The following is a 19,991-nucleotide window of genomic DNA, read 5'->3' on the forward strand; positions in this document are numbered from 1 at the left end:
GCAGGTCTCCTCACCCCGTGGGGCGGCTCAGCCGTCCTCGGGCTTCGGGAGCACCCGCAGGTGCCCGCGACGACCCGTGCCACCCGGCCGTGCGACGACCTCGACCGGCCGGTCCACCCGGCCCGCCTCGCGGACGGCGTCGGCGAGCGCGGTGAGGTCCTCACCGCTGTGCTGGGGCTGGGCGAACTCGCCCTCGAACCGGACGACCTCCCACCCGCGGGGGGCCGTGAGGTTGTGCGCGTGCCCGGTGCAGAGGTCGTAGGAGTGCGGCTCGGCCTGCGTGGCCAGCGGGCCGACGACGGCGGTCGAGTCGGCGTAGACGTAGGTGAGCGTGGCGACGGCGAGCTCGGTGCAGCCCGTCCGTGAACATCTCCGCACACTCAACACGTCGTCGACGATAGCCCGTCGCAGGCCCGCCGCCGTACTGCGACGCGCACCCCGCTCGACGGACGGTCCGCCCGCCGCGGTCGCGGGTCGCCCCTCGACGGGGCACGGGGTCCTAGAATGCCCTGGTGCCCACCGCTCGCCCCGAGAAAGACCGCCGGCCGCCGCGCAGCCCGCGCCGGCGGGACCGGCGCGGACGCGGCCTGCGCGGCCTGATGTACCCGGTGTCGACGCCGGCCTTCCGCACCCGCGCCGAACGCTTCGACGCGAAGGTGCTGGAGGCGCTCGAGCCGATCGAGGCGCGCTGGGGCCCGGAGCTGGTCGACCTCGACCTCGCCGTCGACGACGTGCCGTCGGTCGACCGCACCTCGCCCGACGAGATCGTGTGGGGCACCGGGGTGCTGGCCGACGTCGGCGTCCCGCTGGCGCACCTCGTCCCGGCCGGGGTCGACTCCGCCGGGATGCCGACCCGGGCGCGGATCGTGCTCTACCGCCGCCCGCTCGAGGCCAGGGCGCGCAACGGCGAGGACCTCGCCGACCTCGTGCACGAGGTGCTCGTCGAACAGGTCGCGGAGTACCTCAACATCGAGCCCGACGCCGTCGACGGCGACTGAGCGGCGCGGTACGGCCGCCCGGCACCCGCGCGCGGCGGACCGGGGACCACCGAACCCGGATACGACGACAGGCCGGTCACCGTGACGGCGACCGGCCCCGTGCTCGTTCCCCCGCAGGCGGATCTCAGACTGCGGTGCTGTCTGCGCTCTTCGCTCCGCTCAGACGGCTGTGCTGTCTGTGCTCTTCGCTCCGCTCAGACTGCGGCCCGGCGGAGGCGACGACGCTCCCGCTCGCTCAGCCCGCCCCAGATGCCGAAGCGCTCGTCCTGGGCCAGCGCGTACTCCAGGCACTCGGCGCGGACCTCGCAGCCGGAGCAGATGCGCTTGGCCTCCCGGGTGGAGCCGCCCTTCTCGGGGAAGAACGCCTCCGGATCGGTCTGGGCGCACAGCGCGCGCTCCTGCCAGTCCGGGACCTCCTCGGCGGAGCCGTCGTCCAGCAGGCCCCTCAGGTCCAGGATCTGGGCGACCTGGTCGTAGTCGGCCATCTCCTGGCCGGGTCGTTCGACCGCCCCCACCGGCTCGGCTTCCACCGGCCGCAGCATCCGCATGAACCCCTCGACGTCGTCCACTCGCCCACCTCCCCGCAACGCACTGGCGAATGACACCGCTGTAAGTACAGCGCTGACACTCGCTCTGTGCAAGCCGGCTCTGCCGATTGAGTGAAGGGTCGCGCGCGGACGTTTCCTCCGACATGGAGTATGGGTATGTGCCGTCCCTGACACGCCGCATCAGCCCCTGGTTCCTGCTGATCCTCGGCGTCACCCTGCTCGGTGGTGTTCTCGCTGCCGCCGCCGTCCCCGCCCAGTCGCCGGCCCTGGCGACCCTCGGGATCTTCGTCATGGTGCTCGGCGGCTGGGTGGTGTCGCTGTGCCTGCACGAGTACGGGCACGCCATCACCGCCTACCGCGGCGGGGACACCTCGGTCGCGGCGAAGGGCTACCTGACCCTCGACGTACGGCGCTACACCGATCCCGGCCTGTCACTGGTGCTGCCGCTGATCATCCTGCTGATCGGCGGGCTGCCGCTGCCCGGCGGCGCGGCGTGGATCAACCAGTGGGCGCTGCGGTCGCGGGCCCGGCGCAGCGCGGTCTCGCTGGCGGGCCCCGCGGCGAACCTCGTGCTGGGCATCGTGTTGATCATCACGGTGGCCGCGTTCCCGGGGATGCCGATCCCCGTCGCGGCGGGACTGTCCGCGCTCGCCTACTTCCAGATCATCGCGTTCGTGCTGAACATGCTGCCCGTGCCCGGCCTCGACGGCTGGGGCGTGCTGGAGCCGTACCTGTCCGTGCCGGCACTGCGCCTCGGCGAGCGGGTCCGGCCCTGGGCGCCGTTCGTGCTGCTCGCCCTGCTGCTGTTCGTGCCCGGGGTGGGCGCACTGTTCTTCGCCGTCACCCAGCTGCTCTTCGGCGCCGCCGGCGGCAACCAACAGCTGTTCCAGCTCGGCTACTCCGAGCTGTTCTTCTGGCGCAACCTCTGAGCCCCGCTCACCGCTCCGCGGTTCGCGCGCGAGTTCGGAGTCCGCGCGTGTCGTGACGCGCGCGAACCTCGGTCCCGCGCGCGAACCCCGATTCTGCGCGCGGACGTCGGTTTCCCGCGCGGACGCCGGTTCTGCGCGCGGACTCAGGTGTCGCTCGCGCACGCCGGTTCCGCGCGCGGACGCCGGTTTCCCGAGCGCACGCCGGTTCCGCGCGCGGACGCCGGTCTCGCGCGGGCGCCGGTTCCCGAGCGGACGCCGGTCTCCCGAACGGCCGCCGGTCTCCCGAACGGACACCGCCGGGGTGGGGCGGGCGGGGCGGCAGGTCAGCGGGCGGCGGCGACCATCGTCGCGACGGTGTCGTCGTCGTCCGGGAGGGCGTCGACCGGCCACCAGCGCAGGTCGAGCGACTCGTCGCTGATCCGCGGGGTCGCCCCGGCCGGGGCGCGGACCAGGTAGCGCACGTCGAGGTGCCGGGTCGGGACGCCGAGCGAGCAGGTGACCGGGTGGACGTCGACGTGCAGCGGGTGCTCGCCGATCTCCAGCCCCGCCATCCCGGACTCCTCGGTGGCCTCCCGCAGCGCCGCGGCGCGCAGCGAGCCGTCGCCGGGCTCGCAGTGCCCACCCAGCTGGATCCAGCGCCCGACCCGCGGGTGCAGGGTCAGCAGCGTGTGCTCGCCGGTCGCGTCGAGCAGCAGCGCCGACGCGGTGAGATGACCGGGCACGCAGGAGCGGTCGCAGGCGTCGTCCGGGCGCGCGTCCAGGAAGGCCAGCAGGGCGTGCTGCAGAGCCCGCTGACCGGCGTCGGGCGGGGTCCAGGCAGCGAGCTCGCGGGCAGCCGTCGCCGGGGCTACCACGGGTTCACAGCTCCAGCAGGCCGTCGCCGACCGGCCGCGGCTCGCGCGGGGCGATCGGCTCGACCGGCACACCGACGGCGACCGCGCCGAGCGCCGCCCAGTCCTCGGGCAGGTCCAGGACCCGCCGGGCGACGTCCGCGGCGAAGATCGTCGAGCCGACCCAGCAGGACGCCAGTCCCTCCGCGGCCAGCGCGACCAGCAGGGACTGCACCGCCGCCCCGCCGGCGACGGTGAACATGTCCCGCTCGGCGGCGTTGCGGGCCGCGTCCGGGTAGCCGTGCATCCCCGCGGTGGACCGGAACGCCAGCACCAGCTCCGGGGCGCGGCGCAGCAGGTCCCCGCGGGCGAGGCGGCGCTCCACCTCGTCGGCCGGGCGCCCGTCGGCGACCAGGTCGGCACGCCAGCGCTCGCGCAGGGCATCGAGCAGCGCGGTGCGCCGCGCCGCGTCGCGCAGCCACACGAACCGGAACGGGGTGCTGTGGTGCGGCGCGGGTGCGGTCAGCGCGACGCCCACCGCGCGGCGCACGGCGTCGGGGTCGACCGGCTCCTCGGCGAAGTCCCGGGTGCTGCGCCGCAGCAGGACCGCCTCGCGGCGTCCGCGGTCGATCGCCTCCTCGGTGCCCAGCCAGAACAGGTCCTCGGAGATCGGCCGGATCAGGTCGCGGGCGGTCGACCCGTCGTCGGGCAGGGCCGCGCCGCGCAGCACTGCCACCGGCAGCCCGCCGAGCTTTCCCTTCACCAGGTCCGCGGCCGCGGCGATCTCGTCGGCGACGGCGATCTCGGTGACGACCAGGTCGTTGCCCTGGCCGTCGACGGCGCCGGAGTAGCCGTGCAGCACCGGCAGCCCGGCCGCACCGATCGCGATGTCGGTCTGGCCGACCCGCCAGCTGCGCCCCAGGGTGTCGGTGACGACGACGCCGACCTCGACGCCGAGCCGCTCGGCCAGCCCCGCGCGCAGCCCGGCCGCGCTGGCGTCCGGGTCGACGGGCAGCAGGGCGAGCTCGTCGCGGCGGACGTTGGAGCCGTCGATGCCCGCGGCGGCCTGCACGATGCCGAGCTTCCCGGCCACGATCAGCGTCCGGCCCTTGCGGGCCACCACCCGCTCGGTCTCCTGGTCGACCAGCCTGCGACGCAGCGCGTCGCGCTCCTCGTCGTCGGAGGGGGCCGGCACCAGCCTGCCCTCGACCTTGGAGAACACCTTGCTGGTGACCACCACGACGTCGCCGTCGCGCAGCCAGGCCATCCGCTCGGCCAGGACGGCGGCGAGGTCGTCGCCGGGGCGGAACTCCGGCAGGCCGGGGACCGGGAGGATCTCCAGCTTCTGCGACGCGTGGTCGGGGAAACCGCCGGCCACCTCGGCCCTGTCGGCCCCGTCGGCCCCGTCAGACACCGACGCCCGCCAGCTCGAACGCGGCGCGGGCCATGTCGGCGGTCGCGTCGTGGTCGGTCATCAGCAGCGGCACCTCGCGCACGGTCGCGCCGGGCACGGTCGCGGCGTCACCGGTGTGCACCAGGTAGCCGTCGAGCAGGCCGCCCTCGCCGCGGCCGCCGTAGTGCCGGCCCACGCCCTCGGCGCTGGTCTCGACGCCGATCGCGGTCAGGCAGGCGTCGGCCATGCCGCGCACCGGCGCCCCGCCGACGATCGGGGACAGCCCCACGACCTTCGCGGGCGTCGCGGCGAGGGCCTGGGCGACCCCGGGCACCGAGACGACGGTGCCGATCGACACGACCGGGTTGGACGGGGCGACGAGCACGACGTCGGCCCCGGCGATCGCGGCCCGGGCGTCGGGCAGGATCGCGGCCTGGTCCGCTCCGACCGAGGCGAAGCGGTACGCCTTCGGGGCGGCCCGGTGCCGGATCCACCACTCCTGGAAGTGGATCGCGACCTGCGGGGTCTCCTCGACCGCGGCCGGGTCGGGGTTGTCGATCACGACGTGGGTCTCGACGCGGTCGTCGGTGGCGGGCAGCAGCCGCACCCCGGGCTGCCAGCGGTGGCAGAGCGCCTCGGTGACCTGGGAGAGCGGGTAGCCGGCACGCAGCATCCGGGTGCGGACGAGGTGGGTGGCGACGTCGCGGTCGCCCAGCCCGAACCAGGTCGCGTCGGCGCCGTAGGCCTCCAGCTCGGCCTTGACCGACCAGGTCTCGTCCGACCGGCCCCAGCCCTTCTCGACGTCGATGCCGCCGCCGAGGGTGTACATGACGGTGTCGAGGTCCGGACAGACCCGGAGCCCGTGCAGCCAGATGTCGTCGCCGACGTTGACCACGGCGGAGACCTCGTGCTCGGACTCCCCCGCGCCGACCGCGGGCAGTCCGAGCGCGACCTTCACGCCTTGCAGGAAGCGGGCCCCGCCGACGCCGCCGACCAGTACGGTGACCTTCACGGGTACGACCCTACGTCGGTCAGAACGAGCGGTAGTCGCGCGGGGAGAACCGCGGCCCGAACCGGGGGCGGCGGAACCCGGACGCCTCGATGTAGCGCACCGCGCGCTGGCGTTGCGGGACGTAGGGGGCGAGCACCTCGAGCATCCCGGCGTCGTCGAGGTCGTGGCCGAGCAGTGCCCAGCCGACGGTGTTGGGCACGTGGAAGTCGCCGAAGCTGACCGCGTCCGGGTCGCCCCAGGCGCGCTGGGCGGTCTCCGCGGCCGTCCACACCCCGATGCCGCGGACCCGGCGCAGCAGCACCCGGCCCTGCTCCCCGCCCAGCTCGGCGGCCCGTTCCAACCGGTGGGCGACGACGGCGGCGTGCAGGATCGCCGTCCGGCGCGCGTGGTCGACGCCGGCCCGGTGCCACTCCCACTCGGGGATCGCCCGGACCTGCTCGGGCGTCGGCGGCACCCGCATCCCGGCGGGCACCACCCCGGCGGGCCCCGGCGCGGGGTCGCCGAAGCGCCGGGCGAGCTCGCGGAAGCTGCGGCGCGCCTCGGTGCCGGTGACCTTCTGTTCCAGCACCGCGGGCAGCAGCGCGTCCCACACCCGGCCGGTGGAGCCCAGCCGCAGGCCGGGACGGCGCCGGTGCGCGTCGGCGACGAGCGGGTGGTGCGCCACGAACGCCGCCGGGTCGTCGTCGGCCCCCAGCAGCGACGGCAGCCGGTCGATCTCCCAGGCCGCGCCCGGTCCCCAGCCGGTCGCCCGCACGGTGCCGTACGGGCCCCCGTCGGCCCGGCGGCGGATCGCGACGGTGGCGGGGCCGGCAGGCGTCGTCGAGACCCGCCAGACCACGGCGCCGTCGACGGCGGTGCGCCAGGTGGGGTCGCCCCGGCCGCGGCGCAGCGGGGCCAGCACACCGTGCAGGTCGAGCGGGAACGGCGGCCGCCATTCCCGGTCCACCACCACGGCGACCGCGTCCACGCCCCCGATGGTCACACGTCGGGCGAGAACCGGACCCCGTGGGGCGGCAGCGTGACGTCCGGCCACACCCGCATGTTGTGCCGCAGCTCGCAGTGCGCGCCGATCACGGCCCGGTCGCCGACCACGGTGTCGCGGATGCTCGCGCCCTCCTCGACGACCGCTCCGGCCCCGATCACCGAGTTCTCCACGACCGCTCCGGCCCGGACGACCGCGCCGTCGAACAGCATGGAGCCCTCGACCCGGGCCCCGGAGCCGATCCGGGCGCCGCGGCCGACGGTCGTCCCGCCGAACACGAACGCGTCGGCGGCCACCTCGGCCCCCTCCAGCACCATCGACTCGCCCGTCGGGCCGGGCAGTGCCGCCGAGGGCGCGACCCCGCGGACCAGGTCCGCCGAGCCGTGCACCAGGTCGCCGGGGGTGCCCATGTCGCGCCAGTACGCGACGTCGACGTGGCCCTGCACGTGCGCCCCGGAGGCGAGCAGGTCGGGGAACGTCTCGCGCTCCACCGACACCGGCCTGCCCGCGGGGATCGTGTCGATCACCTCGCGACGGAAGACGTAGCACCCGGCGTTGATCTGGTCGGTCGGCGGGTCCTCGGTCTTCTCGAGGAACTCCAGCACCCGGCCGGTCGGGTCGGTGGGGACGCAGCCGAAGGCCCGCGGGTTCTGCACCCGCACCAGGTGCAGCGTCACGTCGGCACCGGTGCTCCGGTGGGTGTCGGCGACGGCGGTCAGGTCGGTGCCCGCCAGCACGTCGCCGTTGAAGATCATGACGTGCTCGGCCGAGAGCTTGCCGGCCACGTTGCGGATGCCCCCGCCCGTGCCCAGCGGCTCGGTCTCGGTCACGTAGGTGAGGTCCAGCCCCAGCGACGAGCCGTCGCCGAAGTGCTCCTCGAAGGTCTCGGCCAGGTAGCTCGTACCCAGCACCGCCCGCCGGATGCCCGCCTCGCGGATCCGCGACAGCAGGTGCGCCAGGAACGGCACCCCCGCCGTCGGCAGCATCGGCTTGGGCGCCGACAGGGTCAGTGGCCGCAGCCGGGTGCCCTTGCCCCCGACCAGCACGACCGCCTCGACGTCCTGCAATGCAGGTTCCCCCTCAGGTTCCTTCTTCTCGTTCGCGCTCAGCCGGTCCGCCGCAGCAGACCCGAGCGCACGGCCAGGCCGGCACGCAGGGCCGCACGCAGCGGTGCGTGCACCGGACCGCGGTGGCGGTCGGCCAGGTACCGGTAGGCGCTGCGGTGGTGCTCGGCGAGCATCCGTGCCGACACCCCCGGCTTGCCCGTGGACGCTCCGCCCACGTGTACGACATCGGCACCGGGGACGTACACGTTTCGCCATCCGGCGAGCCCCAGGCGTTCCCCCAGGTCGACGTCCTCGAAGTACATGAAGTAGCGCGGGTCGAAACCGTCGACGGAGTCGAACGCGGCGCGCCGCAGGAGCAGGCACGACCCGGACAGCCAGCCGGCCGACCGCTCGGTCAGGTCCTCGCGGCTGCGCCGGTAGGCCGCGGTCCACGGGTTGGCGGGCCAGACCGGCGCGAGCGCGGCGTGCCCGGCGCCCGCGAGCAGCGACGGGACCTCACGCGCGGAGGGGTAGACCTCGCCGGACGGCTCGCGGATCAGCGGGCCGAGCGCCCCGGCACGGGGGTGCCGACGGCCGGCGTCGAGCAGGGTGTCGAGCGACCCGGCGCCCCACTCCAGGTCCGGGTTCGCCACGACGACCCAGCCGTAGCGGTCGGGCAGCGAGGCCACCCCGCGGTTGGCGGCGGCGCCGTAGCCGACGTTCTCCCCGATCGGCAGGAACGTCACGTGGTCGCGCTCGCGGGCCGCGCGCTCCGGGGCGCCGTCGACGGATCCGTTGTCGGCCAGGACGACCGGCACGTCCGTGCGGGTCGTGGCACCGCGCAGCGAGTCGAGGAAGGTGTCCAGCAGCGCGCCCGGCGAGTAGGTCACCGTGACGACGGCGACCTCGTCGCCGTAGGACCGCACGTCGTCGGCCACCTGGTCTCCCCGTCCTTCTCCGTCCACCCGGCGCATGTCCGGCAACCTAGTCAGCACCGGTGCGACCGGGCCCGGCGGCACCGCCCGTTCGCGCCAGCGAAGATCACACTCCGTCACCATACCGGAGATCGCGATACTGTAACCCTAATATCGGGACCGTCCCCGAGCTGCGGCGACACGCCACAGCCGTGCGTCACCCTCAAGTCCCGACCCCCTACGACGACCGGGCGAGCGGCCCGACACGCAGGCCCGCGCGGCCCGCGGCGCGGGTCCCGATGCTGCACCCTGGTCCCGACCGGGGTGTCCGGTCCTGGAGACGCACGGCGCGCGCCCGGGTTCACCGGACTCCCCCGTCCGGGTGAGACACGGCTGCGCGGACGAGACGGACCCCGAGGGGAGCGAGCATGGGCGAGAGCTACCGGGACCGCTCCCGCCCGTCGGCGGCCGAGCGCGCCGCCGCCCGGCGGTCCGGCCGCCCCACCGCTCCCGACGTCCGGTCCCGCTCGCCCCGCGTCCGCCCCGACACCGGCGCCGCACGCGGGCGACCGGCGGGCTCCGCGGGCTGGAGCCGGGCCGGGACCGGCCCCGACGAGCACCCGCCGTACCCGGCGCGCGACGGGCGCACCGGCGGACGGCCACCCCGGGGCCGCGGGCTGCTGGCCCGGCTGCGTCTCGCCGTCGCCGTGCTGTCGGCGCTGACGGTGCTGCTCACCGGCGCCGCGTGGACCCTCTACCGCGACGTCACCGGCGGCATCACCACCACGAACCTGCTGTTCGGCGGCTCCGCCGGGGGCGAGCAGAACATCCTGCTGGTCGGTGTGGACAGCCGCACCGACGCGCAGGGCAACCCGCTGCCCGCCGACGTCCTGGCCCAGCTGCGCAGCGGCGCCGAGTCCGGCGTCCTCAACTCCGACACGATCATCGTCGTGCACCTGCCCGCCGACGGCAGCAGCGCGACCGCGTTCTCCATCCCGCGCGACTCCGAGGTGTCGATCCCCGGGATCGGCCGCAACAAGATCAACGCGGCGTACCCGCAGACGAAGGCGCAGACCGCGTCCCGGCTCGTCGCCGAGGGCGTGCGCGACCCCCGGCAGATCGACCAGGATTCCTCGCAGGCCGGCCGGCAGGCGCTGATCGACACCGTGCAGGACCTCACCGGGCTGGCCATCGACCACTTCGCCGAGGTCAACCTGCTCGGCTTCTACAACCTCACCAACGCCGTCGGCGGCGTCGACGTCTGTCTGAAGGCCCCGGCCAAGGACGCCTTCTCCGGCGCCGACTTCCCCGCGGGCCCGCAGACGATCTCCGGTGCCGACGCGCTCGCGTTCGTGCGGCAGCGACACGGCCTCGCCGGCGGCGACCTGTCACGGATCAACCGCCAGCAGGTGTTCCTCGCCGCCGTCGCCAACAAGGTCCTCTCCTCGGGCACGCTCACCGACCCCCGCAAGCTCGGCGCGCTGGTCGAGGTGATCCAGCAGTCCGTCGTCATCGACAGCGGCTGGGACCTGCTCGGCTTCGCCCGCGAGGCGTCGTCGATCGCCGCCGGGAAGATGGACTTCCTGACCATCCCCACCGGCGGCCCGGAGACCACCGGCGGCAAGGACGTGCTGCTCGTCGACCCCGCCGAGGTCCGCGACTTCGTCGCCCGCCACACCGAGCCCGAGCCCGAGGAGTCCGCCGCGACCTCCACGGAGGCGGCGCCGCCGGTCGTGGCCGACGTGGCGAACGGGTCCGGGGTGACCGGGCTCACGGCGCAGGTCGCCGACACCCTGGGCCGCAACGGGTTCACCCCCGGCGAGGTCGGCAACGCCCCGGACCGCACCACCTCGGTGGTCCGCTACAGCCAGGCCGACGGCGACGTCGCCGCCCGCCGGGTCGCCGACGCGCTGGGCGGGATCGGCGTCGAGCAGTCCGACGCCGTCGCCCAGGGCCGGGTGCAGGTCCTGCTCGGCACCGACCGCGCGAACGGCGGCCGGACCAGCGCCGCGGCGGCCGCGCCCGCCGCCGCCCCGGCGCCGTCGACCCCGCCGATCACCGCGGGCGGGGTCCCGTGCATCGACTGACGTAGCGTTCCGGGGCGATGGACACCGTCTTCGGCTCCGGCCTGTTCCTCACCGACGCACTGCTCGGCCCGGCGCTCGGCGCCGCCGCCCCGCGCCCGCTGGTCACCCACTACGACGACGCGACCGGCGAGCGGACCGAGCTGTCCGGCACGACGACCGCGAACTGGACCGCGAAGGCGGCGAACCTGCTCCGCGACGAGGTCGACGTCGAGCCGGGCACCCGGGTGGCGGCGCTGCTGCCCGCGCACTGGCAGACCGTCGCGGCGCTGCTCGCCGTCTGGTCCTGCGGCGCGGAGCTCGTCGGCGACCCGGCGGGCGCCGACGTCGTCCTCGCCGACGCGGCGCGGCTCGACGTGGCGCTCGCCGCCGGCGCGGGCACGGTCGTCGCGTTCTCGCTGGACTTCTTCGGCCGCGGCCTGGGCGACCTGGCCGGCGGGGCCGTCGACTTCGCGACCGAGGTCCGGGCGCACGGCGACGAGTTCGTCCCCTGGGACCCGGTCGACGGCGCGGCCCCGGCCTGGGACGGCGCGAGCGGCGAGCAGGTGCTGGCCACGGCCCGGGAGCGGGCGGACGCGCTGGGCATCACCGCGGGCGCCCGGGTGCTGTCGGTCATCGGCTGGGACAGCGCCGACGGCCTGCGCGACGGGCTGCTCGCCGTTCTCGCGGCGGGGGCGTCGCTGGTTCAGACGGTGAACCCGGCCGCCGACCCCGCCGCCCTGGACCGGCGCGCCGAGACCGAGCGGGTCACCCTGCGCCTGGGGTGAGCGGCGGCCCCGGCCGGGGGTCATGACACCCTGGTCGACCGTGACCCCCTCTGTGAGCGCCCGGGACGTCGACGACGCGGCGGCCCGGCTCCGCGCCGTCATCGGCCCGACCCCGCTGCAGCTCAACCCCCGCCTGTCCGACGCGCTCGGCGGCGAGGTCTGGGTCAAGCGCGAGGACCTCCAGCCGGTCCGCTCGTACAAGATCCGCGGCGCCTACAACCTGATCGCGCAGCTGCCCGAGACCGACCGTCTCGCCGGCGTCGTCTGCGCCAGCGCCGGCAACCACGCCCAGGGCGTCGCGTTCGCCTGCCAGCGCCTCGGCGTGACCGGGCGGGTCTACCTGCCCGGCACCACCCCGCGCCAGAAGCGGGACCGCGTCGCGCGGCTGGGCCGCGACGCCGTCGAGATCCGGGTGGTCGGCAACACCTACGACGAGGCCGCCGCGGCCGCCCGCGCCGACGCCGAGTCCACCGGCGCCACCCAGGTCCCCGCCTTCGACGACCCGCGCACCGTCGCGGGCCAGGGCACCATCGCCCGCGAGATCCTGTCCCAGCTGGCCGACCCGCCGGACGTGCTGGTCGTCCCGGTCGGCGGCGGCGGGCTGCTCGCCGGGGCCATCACCTACCTGCGCGAGCACGCGCCGTCGACCCGGATCGTGGGCGTCGAGCCCGCCGGGGCGGCGAGCATGGCGGCCGCGGTGGCCGCGGGCGAGCCGGTGGACCTGGGCACGCTGGACCCCTTCGTCGACGGCGCCGCCGTGCGCAAGGTCGGCGCGGCCACCTTCGACGTGGTGCGCGATGCGGGCGTGGAGCTGCTCGCGGTGCCCGAGGGCCGGATCTGCGTCGAGATGCTCGCGCTCTACCAGTCCGACGGCATCATCGCCGAGCCCGCCGGGGCGCTGTCCCCCGCGGCGCTGGACCGGCTCGGCATCCCCCGCGACGCGACGACGGTCTGCCTGATCTCGGGCGGCAACAACGACGTCTCGCGCTACGCCGACATCGTCGAGCGCGCCCTGGTCTTCGAGGGACGCAAGCACTACTTCCTCGTCGAGTTCCCGCAGGAGCCGGGCGCGCTGCGCCGCTTCCTCGACGACGTCCTCGGCCCGGACGACGACGTCACCCTGTTCGAGTACACCAAGCGCTCCAACCGGGAGACCGGCCCGGCGCTGGTCGGCATCGAGCTGGGCTCCCCGGACGACCTGCCCGCGCTGCTCAAGCGGATGCAGGAGGCTCCCCCGCACATCGAGCCCATCCCGCCGGACAGCCCGCTGTTCGGCTTCATCCTGTAGACGTCGCGCGCAACACGCTGGCAATCCGGGCCGCCTACCGTGCACGACCGTGCCCGAGATGATGTTCGACGTCCGCTGGCCGGACGGCACCGAGGTCAGCTACTACTCCCCGTCGCTGGTGGTGACCGAGCACCTGGACACCGGCACGACCTACCCGGTGGCGGAGTTCGTCACCCGCAGCCGCACCTGCATGGAGATCGCCGACTCGCGGGTCCGCGCGAAGTACGGGTTCGGCTGCGCGCAGTCGGCCCGCACGATCGCGCTCATCGACGCCGCCGCGGGACGGTTCGCCCCGACCGACGAGGTGCGGGTGCAGGGCTTCCGCCGCTGATCCCGCGCCTCACGCGGCCGCCGCACGTCGGCGCAGCGCCAGGTGCAGCACCACCCCGGCGAGCAGCCCCCAGAACGCCCCGCCGATCCCGGCGATCGTGACCCCGGCCGCCGAGACCAGGAACGTGGCCGCCGCGGGCACCCGCGCGACGGCCGGGTCCGGCGTCCCGTCGGCGACGGCGAGGGCCCCCGCGAGCGCGGCACCGAACGTGCCGAGCAGGGCGAGCCCCGCGACGGACTCCACGACCCCGGGCGGCGCGGCCGCGACGAGGGCGGCCAGCGTCGTCGCGAGCGGGGCCAGCAGCAGGCAGGTGACGCCGTTGGCCTGGCACGCGATCCAGCGCCGGGCCGGGTCGGGATGGGCCTCGGGCGAGGCCGGCAGGGCCGCAGTGATCGCGGCCAGGTTGATCGCGTGCGCCCCGGCGGGGGCGCCGAGCGCCGTGCCGGCGCCGGTGAGGACCATCGCGTACCGCCACGGCACGCGGTAGCCCGCCGCGCCGAGCACCGCGACGCCCGGCACGTTCTGAGAGGCCATCGTCACCACCCACAGCGGCAGCGCCACCCCGACCACCGCGGCGAGGGAGAACGACGGCACCGTCAGCGCGATCCGCGGGGCCTGCAGCCACCCCCAGCCGTCGGCGAGGGCCATGACGATCACCAGTGCCAGCCCGAACGCGGCCGGCGAGGCCCAGCGCGGCGCGACGCGCGACAGGACGACCCACAGCACCACGATCGGCGCGACGAGCAGCGGCCGCTCCACCAGCGCCCGGACCGGCGCCAGGCAGAGCGGCAGCAGCACCCCGGCCAGCATCGCCTGCGCGATCGGCGCCGGGATCGCCCCGACGAGCCGCCCGAGCGGGCGCACGAGCCCCGTCGCGACGACCAGCAGGCCGACGACGACGAACGCGCCGACCGCCGCGGGCCACCCACCCGCGACGGCGCCGGTGGACGCCAGCAACGCGGCACCGGGCGTGGACCAGGCGATCGTCAGCGGGCGGCGGAACCGGCGGGACAGCCAGATCGTCGCCAGCCCCATCAGGGCGGTGAGCACCACCAGCCCGGACGCGGCCTGCGCCGGGTCGGCACCGGCCGCCGACAGCCCCGCGAGGACGACGGCGAAGGAACTGGTCACCCCGATCACCGCGGAGACCACACCGACCGACACCGGTTGCGCCCAGGAACGATCCACGGGCCCACTCTAACCGCGTCGTTCTGTAAACAGAACTCTCTTCGGGCGGTAAGCAGGATGTTCTGCAGCCGATACACGGGACGCCCTCTGCGGGACCAAAGATGACCGAACCGTGTCGTCCGGAAAACAGGCGGTGACGTCCGGCCCGGCGATCTTGGAACGGGCACCGGCGGCGGCCCATCCTGCGTGGGTCGCCGCGCCTGCCGGGCGCGGCCCTACCGGGAGGTCCGTCCCATGAAGCTGCCCGTCGCTCTGGCCCTGGTGATCGGCGTCGCCGGGGCGGTGATCGCGTACCTCTACCTCGGCCCGCTCTCCGGTCTCGGCCTGTTCGTGCCCGCCACGTTCCTGGGTGCCGCGACCTTCTTCGCGGCCGGTGGTGACCGGCCAGCGCTGGTCACCGCCCTCGCCACGAACATCTGGGGCATCGTCACCGGCACCGTCATGCTGATCCTGGCGGGACTCACCACGAACCCCGCCCTGCTGGGCCTGATCATCGGTGGGATGACCGCGGTGTTCATCCTCGGTGCGCTCGTGCCGGCGCTCGGGTTCGTGCCCGGGTCGGTCGTCGGGTTCGCCACCACGGCGGCGTTCGGCCTGCTCAGCGGCGCCTCCGGCACGGACTTCTCGCTGCCCACCGGCCCGTTCACGGTGATGCTGCTGTCGTTCGTGGTCGGCTCGGTGGCGCTCGGCTACGGCTGCAGCCTGATCGTCGGCCGCCTGACCGCCCGCGCCACGGCACCCGCCGCGGCCTGACCGGCGGCGGCACCCGGTGCGACTGGTGACCACCGGCGAGGCCGCGACCAGGCTGGCCCTGAGCCCGCGGGCACTGCACCGCTGGGCCAGGGCCGGTCTGGTGACGCCGGCCTTCCGCGAACCGGACGGCCGAGACCTCTGGGACGTGGAGGATCTGCGGGACCAGGTCACGGCGCTCCCGGCACGCTTCTCCGCGGCCACCGCGGTGCGCGACCCCGGAACACCCGGCCCCCCGCGCGGTCCGGACACCCCGGCCCGGTAGCCCGGGCGCAGGGGCCTCGTGTCGACCGGCCCCGGCTACAGTCGCCCGGTGGACGACGGGGCGCTGCGCACGGCCCTCGGCGCACGGGTGCGGGCGGCCCGGACCGCACGCGGTCTCTCCCTCGGGGTCCTCGCGGAGCGGGCCGGGATCGGCAAGGGGTCGCTGTCCGAGATCGAGAACGGCAGCCGCAACCCGACCCTGTCCACGCTGTACGCCCTCGCGGACACCCTCGCCGTGCCGCTGTCCCGGCTGCTCGCCGAGCATCCCGGGGCCGAGCTCGCAGGCCCCGGCATCACCGTGCGCCTGCTGGAGACCACCACCGACGACCACGGCACCGTCGAGGTGTACGCGCTGGCACTTGTCCCGGGGGCGGTGCACGTGTCCCCCGGGCACGGTCCCGGGGTGGTGGAGCACCTGCTCGTCACCCGCGGTGCCGTCCGAGCCGGACGCAGCGGGCACGAGGCCGACCTCGGCACCGGCGAGGCCACACACTGGCCCGCGGACGGCGAGCACACCTACGCCGCCCTCGCCGGGGAGCCGGCCGCTGCCGTGCTCGTCATCCGCACCCCACCGACTCCATGATCATCAGTACCTGAGCGCGATCCGCGCCGCCCCGGCCCGCGCTCAGGTACTGATCGTCAGGCCGCCGCGTCCCACCAGGCGAGGATCCGGGTGCCGTACAGGGTCAGCCACGGTGACGGCTCCCCCGGCGGCACGTCGACCTCGAACCACATCTCGCCGGGATCGCGACGGCCCTGCAGCCACCACCCGTCCGGACGCCGCGCCGCGCGCAGCACCGCGACGGCCTCCGCCAGGCGCGGGTCGGGCGCCGCGCCGTCGAGCTCCGCGGCGCGGCGGAAGTACTCGGTGCCACGCAGCACGTCGAGCCGCCAGCGCAGCGGGTACGCGAGCTCGGCGGGGTCCCGTTCGAGCGCCAGGCGGTCCCCGGTGGACAGCCGGTAGAGCAGGCGTCGGGACAGCAGGTACTCCTCACCGGAGCGGCGGGCGGCCCAGGTCCCCGACGTCCCTCCGGTCGCCCGCTCGTGGGCCAGCAGCCCGTGCAGGGAGTTGAGCGTCGAGTGGACCGACGACCGGGTGGCACCGTCCACCCAGTCGCAGTTCCAACCGCCGTCGGGGAGCTGGTGCTCGGCGAACCAGGCGGCGAGCGCATCCATGTCGCAGCCGAGCCAGAGCCCGTTGGCGACGGTCCAGGCGTTGATGCAGGCGTCGACCTCGCCGTCCCAGTAGGGCAGGTCGTCGTACTCCCAGCGGCACGATTCGAGCTTCTCCGCGGTGCCCGCGAGCGCCGCGGGATCCAGGCCCCACTCCCGCAGGGCGTTCAGCGACCAGGTCGTCGCCGTCCACGGCTGGCCCTCCACCGTCGACGGCTCGGCCGGGAAGTACGCCCCGCCCGCCCAGGTGCCGTCGGGGTCCTGACGGGCGAGCAGCCGCGCACCCATCCCCTCTGTCGCGACCCGAGCACGGGTGGCCTCCCAGACCTCGGGAGGCGCACCCGCCAGGTCGCGCTCGACCTGCCAGCGCAGCGCCGGATCGGTGTCGAGCAGCCGGTCGAGCAGTGCTCGGTCCACGACAGCCCCGTCCATGGGCTGTCAGGGTGTCACTTCAGGAGGTTGCGCGCCATCACCATGCGCTGGATCTGGTTGGTGCCCTCGTAGATCTGGGTGATCTTCGCGTCGCGCATCATGCGCTCGGCCGGGAAGTCACGGGTGTAGCCCGCTCCGCCGAGCAGCTGGACGGCATCGGTGGTCACCTGCATCGCGGTGTCGGAGGCGAAGCACTTGGCGGCCGAGGAGATGAAGCCGAGTCCGGGCTCGTCGCGCTCGGCGCGCGAGGCGGCGACGTAGCAGAGCTGGCGGGCGGCCTCGACCTTCATCGCCATGTCGGCGAGCATGAACTGCAGGCCCTGGAACTCGGCCAGGTGCTTGCCGAACTGCTTGCGCTCCTTCATGTACTGGGTCGCGACGTCGAGCGCGCCCTGGGCGATGCCGACGGCCTGCGAGCCGATGGTCGGACGCGTGTGGTCCAGGGTGCGCAGCGCGGTCTTGAAGCCGGTGCCCTCGGCACCGATGATCCGGTCCGCCGGGATGCGGGCGTCCTCGAAGTGGATCTCCCGGGTGGGCGAGCCGTGGATGCCGAGCTTGCGCTCCTTGGTCCCGACGACGAAGCCCGGGTCGTCCTTGTGCACCACGAACGCCGAGATCCCGTTGGCCTTCTTCTCCGGGTCGGTCACCGCCATGACCGTGTACCAGGTCGACTCGCCGGCGTTGGAGATCCAGCACTTGGTGCCGTTGAGCACCCACTCGTCGCCGCCGCGGCGGGCGCGGGTCTTCATCGACGCGGCGTCGGAGCCGGCCTCGCGCTCGGACAGCGCGTAGCTCACCATGGCCTCGCCGGAGGCGACCGACGGGAGAACCTGCTTCTTCAGCTCGTCCGAGGCCGACAGCAGGATCGGGGTCAGCCCGAGCCCGTTGACCCCCGGGATCAGCGACGACGACGCGCAGACCCGCGCGACCTCCTCGATCACGATGCAGCCGGCGAGTTCGTCGGCGCCCTGGCCGCCGTACTCCTCGGGGATGATCACGGCCTGGAAACCGGCCTTGACCAGGGCGTCGCGCGCCTCGACGGGGTACCGGCCCTGCTCGTCGACCTCGGCGGCGTGCGGGGCGATCTCCTTCTCCGCCAGGTCCCGGACCGCCTCGCGGAGGGCCATGTGCTCGTCGCTGAGCCGGTAGCTGTCGAACTCGCTGTTCATGCCGCCCATGCTAACGGCACTCCGTGCCACAGGCCAGGGGACCTTGCTACCCTCCGTGCCATGGCGACCAGCACGCGGCGCGGGCGTTCCCCCGAGGGGCGCGCCGAGGTGCGGAGGGACCTGGTCGCGGCGGCCGCGCGGCTGTTCACCGAACGCGGCTACGACGACACCACGGTGGACGACATCGCCGCCGCCGCGGGCGTCGGCCGCCGGACCTTCTTCCGCTACTTCCGCGGCAAGGAGGACGCGCTGTCCCCCGACCACGAGCGCGGGCTGGCCCGGATCAGCGAGGTGTTCGACGGCGCGCACCCCGACGAGCCGCTGCCGTCGCTGGCACTGCGTGCCGCGGAGACGGTGTTCGAGCTCTACACCGAGGACCCCGAGGTCGCCCGGCTGCGGTTCGCACTGGTCGGCTCGGTGCCGGCGCTGCGCGACCGCGAGGCCGCGTCGGTGCACCACTACCGGCGGCTGTTCACCCGCGAGCTCACCGCGCGCCTCGGCGACCGTCCCGACGGCGAGCTGCGCGCCGCGGTGACGGCCGCGGCGCTGGTCGCGGCGCACAACCAGGCGTTGCGCCGCTGGCTGGTCGACGGCGCACGCGACGCCGACCTGCCCGGCGCCGTCGACCACTTCCGGCGGGTCGCGCCGATGCTGCCGCTGGAGGACGCGGACGAGCCGGCCGCGGCGCCCGACCTGGAGGACGTGACCCGGCGCCTGGAGCGCGCGGCACGGACCCTGGAGCGGGAGTCGACCCGGCGGACGGGCTGAGCGGCCGCCGGGCCCGATCATCGGCACCCACCGCCGAGCCGCCAAAGCCCGCGATCGCGCGGCGGCCGGGAGTGCGCGGTCACCAGCACCCGCCCCGCAGTACCGCCACGTCGAGCACCACACCGGCGGCGCACGCCCCGGGGCATCGCCGTGGGGACCGGTCACGCCCGGACCAGGTCCGGACTCGGTGGTCCGACCCGCCGCCGGGCGTCCGCGACGACGGCCAGGGTGAGCCCGCCGGTCAGCACGGCCAGCAGTCCGACGGCGCCCCAGGTGAGCCCGTCCGGGTGCACCAGCGGCTGCCCCCGCAACGCCTGCCACGTCGTGATCGCGAAGACACCGGTCACCCCGAGCACGGCCACCCCCGTGAGTCGGGCCCGCACTCCCGGGTCCCGCAGCCAGACCACCCGGGCCGCCGCGAACCCCAGCGCCGACGCGAACAGCACCAGCACCTGGATCGCATGCAGGCCGACGAAGTGCGGCACCCGCAGGTCGCCCCCGGTGACGCTCCAGTTCGTCAGGGGCATGCCACCTCCGTCGGGCGTCCCCACCCCGTGCGCACCCGCGAGGGTGACCGGGCGGCCGTACGCGTCGGGCACCGTCCGGCTCGGACCGGCACCGGCGATCCCGAACGCGACCGCCATCCCGCCCGTCGCGAGCAGCAGCCCGGCCCGCAGTGCCCGGGTCAGGGCGACGTCGCCGACCCGCTGGAACAACAGCATCACCGCGATCACCAGGCTGACCCCGAACAGTCCGACGACACCGCTGGAGAAGACCTGCTGACCGATCGCGTTGACCGGGTCGGTGTTCTGGTTGAAGTGGCTGTAGGTGCCCCGCGCCGCGGCGAGGACGATGAACCCGACGTCGACGACGCCGGTGGCGGCGAACGCCGTACCGAGCCACCACATCGTGCGGCGGGCCCGCGGCAGCATCGGGACGAGTGCGCCGAGCGTCAGACCGTAGACGGCGAACGAGACGCCGAACTTCAGCGGCTTGGCCCAGACGGACTCGGCGAGCAGAGTGCGGTCGTCGACGACGAGGCCGACCGCGGCGACCGCGGCGACGGCGGCCATCAGAACGGACATGACGAGCAGTGGCCGGTGCCAGGACGGCGGTTGCGGCTCG

Annotated in this window: 22 protein-coding genes; 10 read left to right on the forward strand and 12 right to left on the reverse strand. The window is 75.0% G+C overall.

Going from position 1 to position 19,991, the window contains the following annotated elements:
* Nucleotides 1-27: 27 nt before the first annotated feature.
* The gene (locus tag KPL59_RS09455; RefSeq protein ID WP_020627719.1) at nucleotides 28-378 is read right to left on the reverse strand and encodes a DUF3499 domain-containing protein; all 351 of its coding nucleotides are present in this window, start codon (nucleotides 376-378) and stop codon (nucleotides 28-30) included.
* A gap of 134 nt (nucleotides 379-512) precedes the next feature.
* Here KPL59_RS09455 and KPL59_RS09460 point away from each other — a divergent pair, with 134 nt between their 5' ends.
* A complete protein-coding gene (locus tag KPL59_RS09460) occupies nucleotides 513-998 on the forward strand; it encodes a metallopeptidase family protein (RefSeq protein ID WP_374111610.1) in 486 nt (161 codons plus the stop codon).
* 194 nt (nucleotides 999-1,192) lie between these two features.
* On the opposite strand, the gene KPL59_RS09465 is transcribed toward KPL59_RS09460, so the two are convergent.
* Entirely contained in the window at nucleotides 1,193-1,483 is a 291-nt protein-coding gene (locus KPL59_RS09465; RefSeq protein WP_043282017.1) for a WhiB family transcriptional regulator, read from the reverse strand.
* A gap of 221 nt (nucleotides 1,484-1,704) precedes the next feature.
* Between KPL59_RS09465 and KPL59_RS09470 the strand changes: the two genes are divergently transcribed.
* A complete protein-coding gene (locus KPL59_RS09470; RefSeq protein ID WP_226360587.1) occupies nucleotides 1,705-2,475 on the forward strand; it encodes a site-2 protease family protein in 771 nt (256 codons plus the stop codon).
* A gap of 323 nt (nucleotides 2,476-2,798) precedes the next feature.
* On the opposite strand, the gene KPL59_RS09475 is transcribed toward KPL59_RS09470, so the two are convergent.
* Genes KPL59_RS09475 through KPL59_RS09500 form a run of 6 tightly spaced genes read right to left on the reverse strand, consistent with a single transcriptional unit; the run spans nucleotide 2,799 to nucleotide 8,676 of the window.
* Nucleotides 2,799-3,329 carry an NUDIX hydrolase gene (locus KPL59_RS09475; RefSeq protein WP_020627715.1) on the reverse strand — a complete coding sequence of 177 codons (531 nt, stop codon included), beginning with the start codon at nucleotides 3,327-3,329 and terminating at the stop codon, nucleotides 2,799-2,801.
* A gap of 4 nt (nucleotides 3,330-3,333) precedes the next feature.
* Nucleotides 3,334-4,719: a coenzyme F420-0:L-glutamate ligase gene (locus tag KPL59_RS09480; RefSeq protein ID WP_226360588.1), complete on the reverse strand. Its 1,386-nt coding sequence runs from the start codon at nucleotides 4,717-4,719 to the stop codon at nucleotides 3,334-3,336.
* Nucleotides 4,712-5,710, reverse strand: a complete 999-nt coding sequence (gene cofD / locus KPL59_RS09485; protein ID WP_226360589.1) for a 2-phospho-L-lactate transferase — start codon at nucleotides 5,708-5,710, stop codon at nucleotides 4,712-4,714. Before cofD ends, KPL59_RS09480 begins: the two co-directional genes overlap by 8 nt.
* Before the next feature lie 19 nt (nucleotides 5,711-5,729).
* Entirely contained in the window at nucleotides 5,730-6,677 is a 948-nt protein-coding gene (locus tag KPL59_RS09490; protein WP_226360590.1) for a DNA-3-methyladenine glycosylase, read from the reverse strand.
* Nucleotides 6,678-6,688: 11 nt separating this feature from the next.
* Complete coding sequence (locus KPL59_RS09495) at nucleotides 6,689-7,759, reverse strand: sugar phosphate nucleotidyltransferase (protein ID WP_020625544.1); 1,071 nt, start codon at nucleotides 7,757-7,759, stop codon at nucleotides 6,689-6,691.
* 38 nt (nucleotides 7,760-7,797) lie between these two features.
* The gene (locus KPL59_RS09500; RefSeq protein WP_226353208.1) at nucleotides 7,798-8,676 is read right to left on the reverse strand and encodes a glycosyltransferase family 2 protein; all 879 of its coding nucleotides are present in this window, start codon (nucleotides 8,674-8,676) and stop codon (nucleotides 7,798-7,800) included.
* A gap of 404 nt (nucleotides 8,677-9,080) precedes the next feature.
* Here KPL59_RS09500 and KPL59_RS09505 point away from each other — a divergent pair, with 404 nt between their 5' ends.
* From KPL59_RS09505 to KPL59_RS09520, 4 genes are read left to right on the forward strand one after another with little or no spacing between them, the layout of a single operon-like run.
* Nucleotides 9,081-10,739 carry an LCP family protein gene (locus tag KPL59_RS09505; protein ID WP_226360591.1) on the forward strand — a complete coding sequence of 553 codons (1,659 nt, stop codon included), beginning with the start codon at nucleotides 9,081-9,083 and terminating at the stop codon, nucleotides 10,737-10,739.
* Between the two features lie 17 nt (nucleotides 10,740-10,756).
* Nucleotides 10,757-11,503 (forward strand): TIGR03089 family protein, encoded by a 747-nt coding sequence (locus KPL59_RS09510; protein ID WP_226360592.1) that lies wholly within the window; start codon nucleotides 10,757-10,759, stop codon nucleotides 11,501-11,503.
* 22 nt (nucleotides 11,504-11,525) lie between these two features.
* Complete coding sequence (ilvA, locus tag KPL59_RS09515) at nucleotides 11,526-12,791, forward strand: threonine ammonia-lyase IlvA (RefSeq protein WP_255676813.1); 1,266 nt, start codon at nucleotides 11,526-11,528, stop codon at nucleotides 12,789-12,791.
* A 58-nt stretch (nucleotides 12,792-12,849) separates the two neighbouring features.
* Nucleotides 12,850-13,122: an MSMEG_0570 family nitrogen starvation response protein gene (locus KPL59_RS09520; protein WP_226360665.1), complete on the forward strand. Its 273-nt coding sequence runs from the start codon at nucleotides 12,850-12,852 to the stop codon at nucleotides 13,120-13,122.
* A 9-nt stretch (nucleotides 13,123-13,131) separates the two neighbouring features.
* Here KPL59_RS09520 and KPL59_RS09525 read toward each other — a convergent pair whose 3' ends face one another.
* A complete protein-coding gene (locus KPL59_RS09525; RefSeq protein ID WP_226360593.1) occupies nucleotides 13,132-14,310 on the reverse strand; it encodes a benzoate/H(+) symporter BenE family transporter in 1,179 nt (392 codons plus the stop codon).
* 234 nt (nucleotides 14,311-14,544) lie between these two features.
* Here KPL59_RS09525 and KPL59_RS09530 point away from each other — a divergent pair, with 234 nt between their 5' ends.
* From KPL59_RS09530 to KPL59_RS09540, 3 genes are read left to right on the forward strand one after another with little or no spacing between them, the layout of a single operon-like run.
* On the forward strand, nucleotides 14,545-15,063 hold the full coding sequence (locus KPL59_RS09530) for a DUF1097 domain-containing protein (RefSeq protein WP_020627729.1): 519 nt from the start codon (nucleotides 14,545-14,547) through the stop codon (nucleotides 15,061-15,063).
* Nucleotides 15,064-15,088: 25 nt separating this feature from the next.
* Nucleotides 15,089-15,325 (forward strand): MerR family DNA-binding transcriptional regulator, encoded by a 237-nt coding sequence (locus KPL59_RS09535; RefSeq protein WP_020627730.1) that lies wholly within the window; start codon nucleotides 15,089-15,091, stop codon nucleotides 15,323-15,325.
* 48 nt (nucleotides 15,326-15,373) lie between these two features.
* Nucleotides 15,374-15,907, forward strand: a complete 534-nt coding sequence (locus KPL59_RS09540; protein ID WP_226360594.1) for a helix-turn-helix transcriptional regulator — start codon at nucleotides 15,374-15,376, stop codon at nucleotides 15,905-15,907.
* A 56-nt stretch (nucleotides 15,908-15,963) separates the two neighbouring features.
* Here KPL59_RS09540 and KPL59_RS09545 read toward each other — a convergent pair whose 3' ends face one another.
* Together KPL59_RS09545 and KPL59_RS09550 are read right to left on the reverse strand one after the other, a co-directional pair.
* Entirely contained in the window at nucleotides 15,964-16,929 is a 966-nt protein-coding gene (locus tag KPL59_RS09545) for a squalene cyclase (protein ID WP_226360595.1), read from the reverse strand.
* Between the two features lie 14 nt (nucleotides 16,930-16,943).
* A complete protein-coding gene (locus KPL59_RS09550; RefSeq protein ID WP_226360596.1) occupies nucleotides 16,944-18,098 on the reverse strand; it encodes an acyl-CoA dehydrogenase in 1,155 nt (384 codons plus the stop codon).
* A gap of 60 nt (nucleotides 18,099-18,158) precedes the next feature.
* On the opposite strand from KPL59_RS09550, the gene KPL59_RS09555 reads away from it, so the two are divergent.
* Nucleotides 18,159-18,866 (forward strand): TetR family transcriptional regulator, encoded by a 708-nt coding sequence (locus KPL59_RS09555; RefSeq protein ID WP_075310316.1) that lies wholly within the window; start codon nucleotides 18,159-18,161, stop codon nucleotides 18,864-18,866.
* A gap of 161 nt (nucleotides 18,867-19,027) precedes the next feature.
* Here the strand turns inward: KPL59_RS09555 and KPL59_RS09560 are convergent, their stop codons facing one another.
* On the reverse strand, nucleotides 19,028-19,951 hold the full coding sequence (locus KPL59_RS09560) for a hypothetical protein (protein WP_051050250.1): 924 nt from the start codon (nucleotides 19,949-19,951) through the stop codon (nucleotides 19,028-19,030).
* Between the last annotated feature and the right edge of the window lie 40 nt (nucleotides 19,952-19,991).

The sequence above is a fragment of the Pseudonocardia sp. ICBG1142 genome (assembly GCF_020496255.1).
Classification (GTDB): Bacteria; Actinomycetota; Actinomycetes; order Mycobacteriales; family Pseudonocardiaceae; genus Pseudonocardia.

What these genes read in the sequence shown, in the direction of transcription:
- KPL59_RS09465 (WP_043282017.1), bottom strand. Translation starts at nt 1,483, where the DNA reads ATGGCCGACTACGACCAGGTCGCCCAGATCCTGGACCTGAGGGGCCTG.
- KPL59_RS09505 (WP_226360591.1), top strand. Translation starts at nt 9,081, where the DNA reads ATGGGCGAGAGCTACCGGGACCGCTCCCGCCCGTCGGCGGCCGAGCGC.
- KPL59_RS09510 (WP_226360592.1), top strand. Translation starts at nt 10,757, where the DNA reads ATGGACACCGTCTTCGGCTCCGGCCTGTTCCTCACCGACGCACTGCTC.
- ilvA (WP_255676813.1), top strand. Translation starts at nt 11,526, where the DNA reads ATGACACCCTGGTCGACCGTGACCCCCTCTGTGAGCGCCCGGGACGTC.
- KPL59_RS09520 (WP_226360665.1), top strand. Translation starts at nt 12,850, where the DNA reads ATGATGTTCGACGTCCGCTGGCCGGACGGCACCGAGGTCAGCTACTAC.
- KPL59_RS09530 (WP_020627729.1), top strand. Translation starts at nt 14,545, where the DNA reads ATGAAGCTGCCCGTCGCTCTGGCCCTGGTGATCGGCGTCGCCGGGGCG.
- KPL59_RS09545 (WP_226360595.1), bottom strand. Translation starts at nt 16,929, where the DNA reads ATGGACGGGGCTGTCGTGGACCGAGCACTGCTCGACCGGCTGCTCGAC.
- KPL59_RS09550 (WP_226360596.1), bottom strand. Translation starts at nt 18,098, where the DNA reads ATGAACAGCGAGTTCGACAGCTACCGGCTCAGCGACGAGCACATGGCC.
- KPL59_RS09555 (WP_075310316.1), top strand. Translation starts at nt 18,159, where the DNA reads ATGGCGACCAGCACGCGGCGCGGGCGTTCCCCCGAGGGGCGCGCCGAG.
- KPL59_RS09560 (WP_051050250.1), bottom strand. Translation starts at nt 19,951, where the DNA reads ATGTCCGTTCTGATGGCCGCCGTCGCCGCGGTCGCCGCGGTCGGCCTC.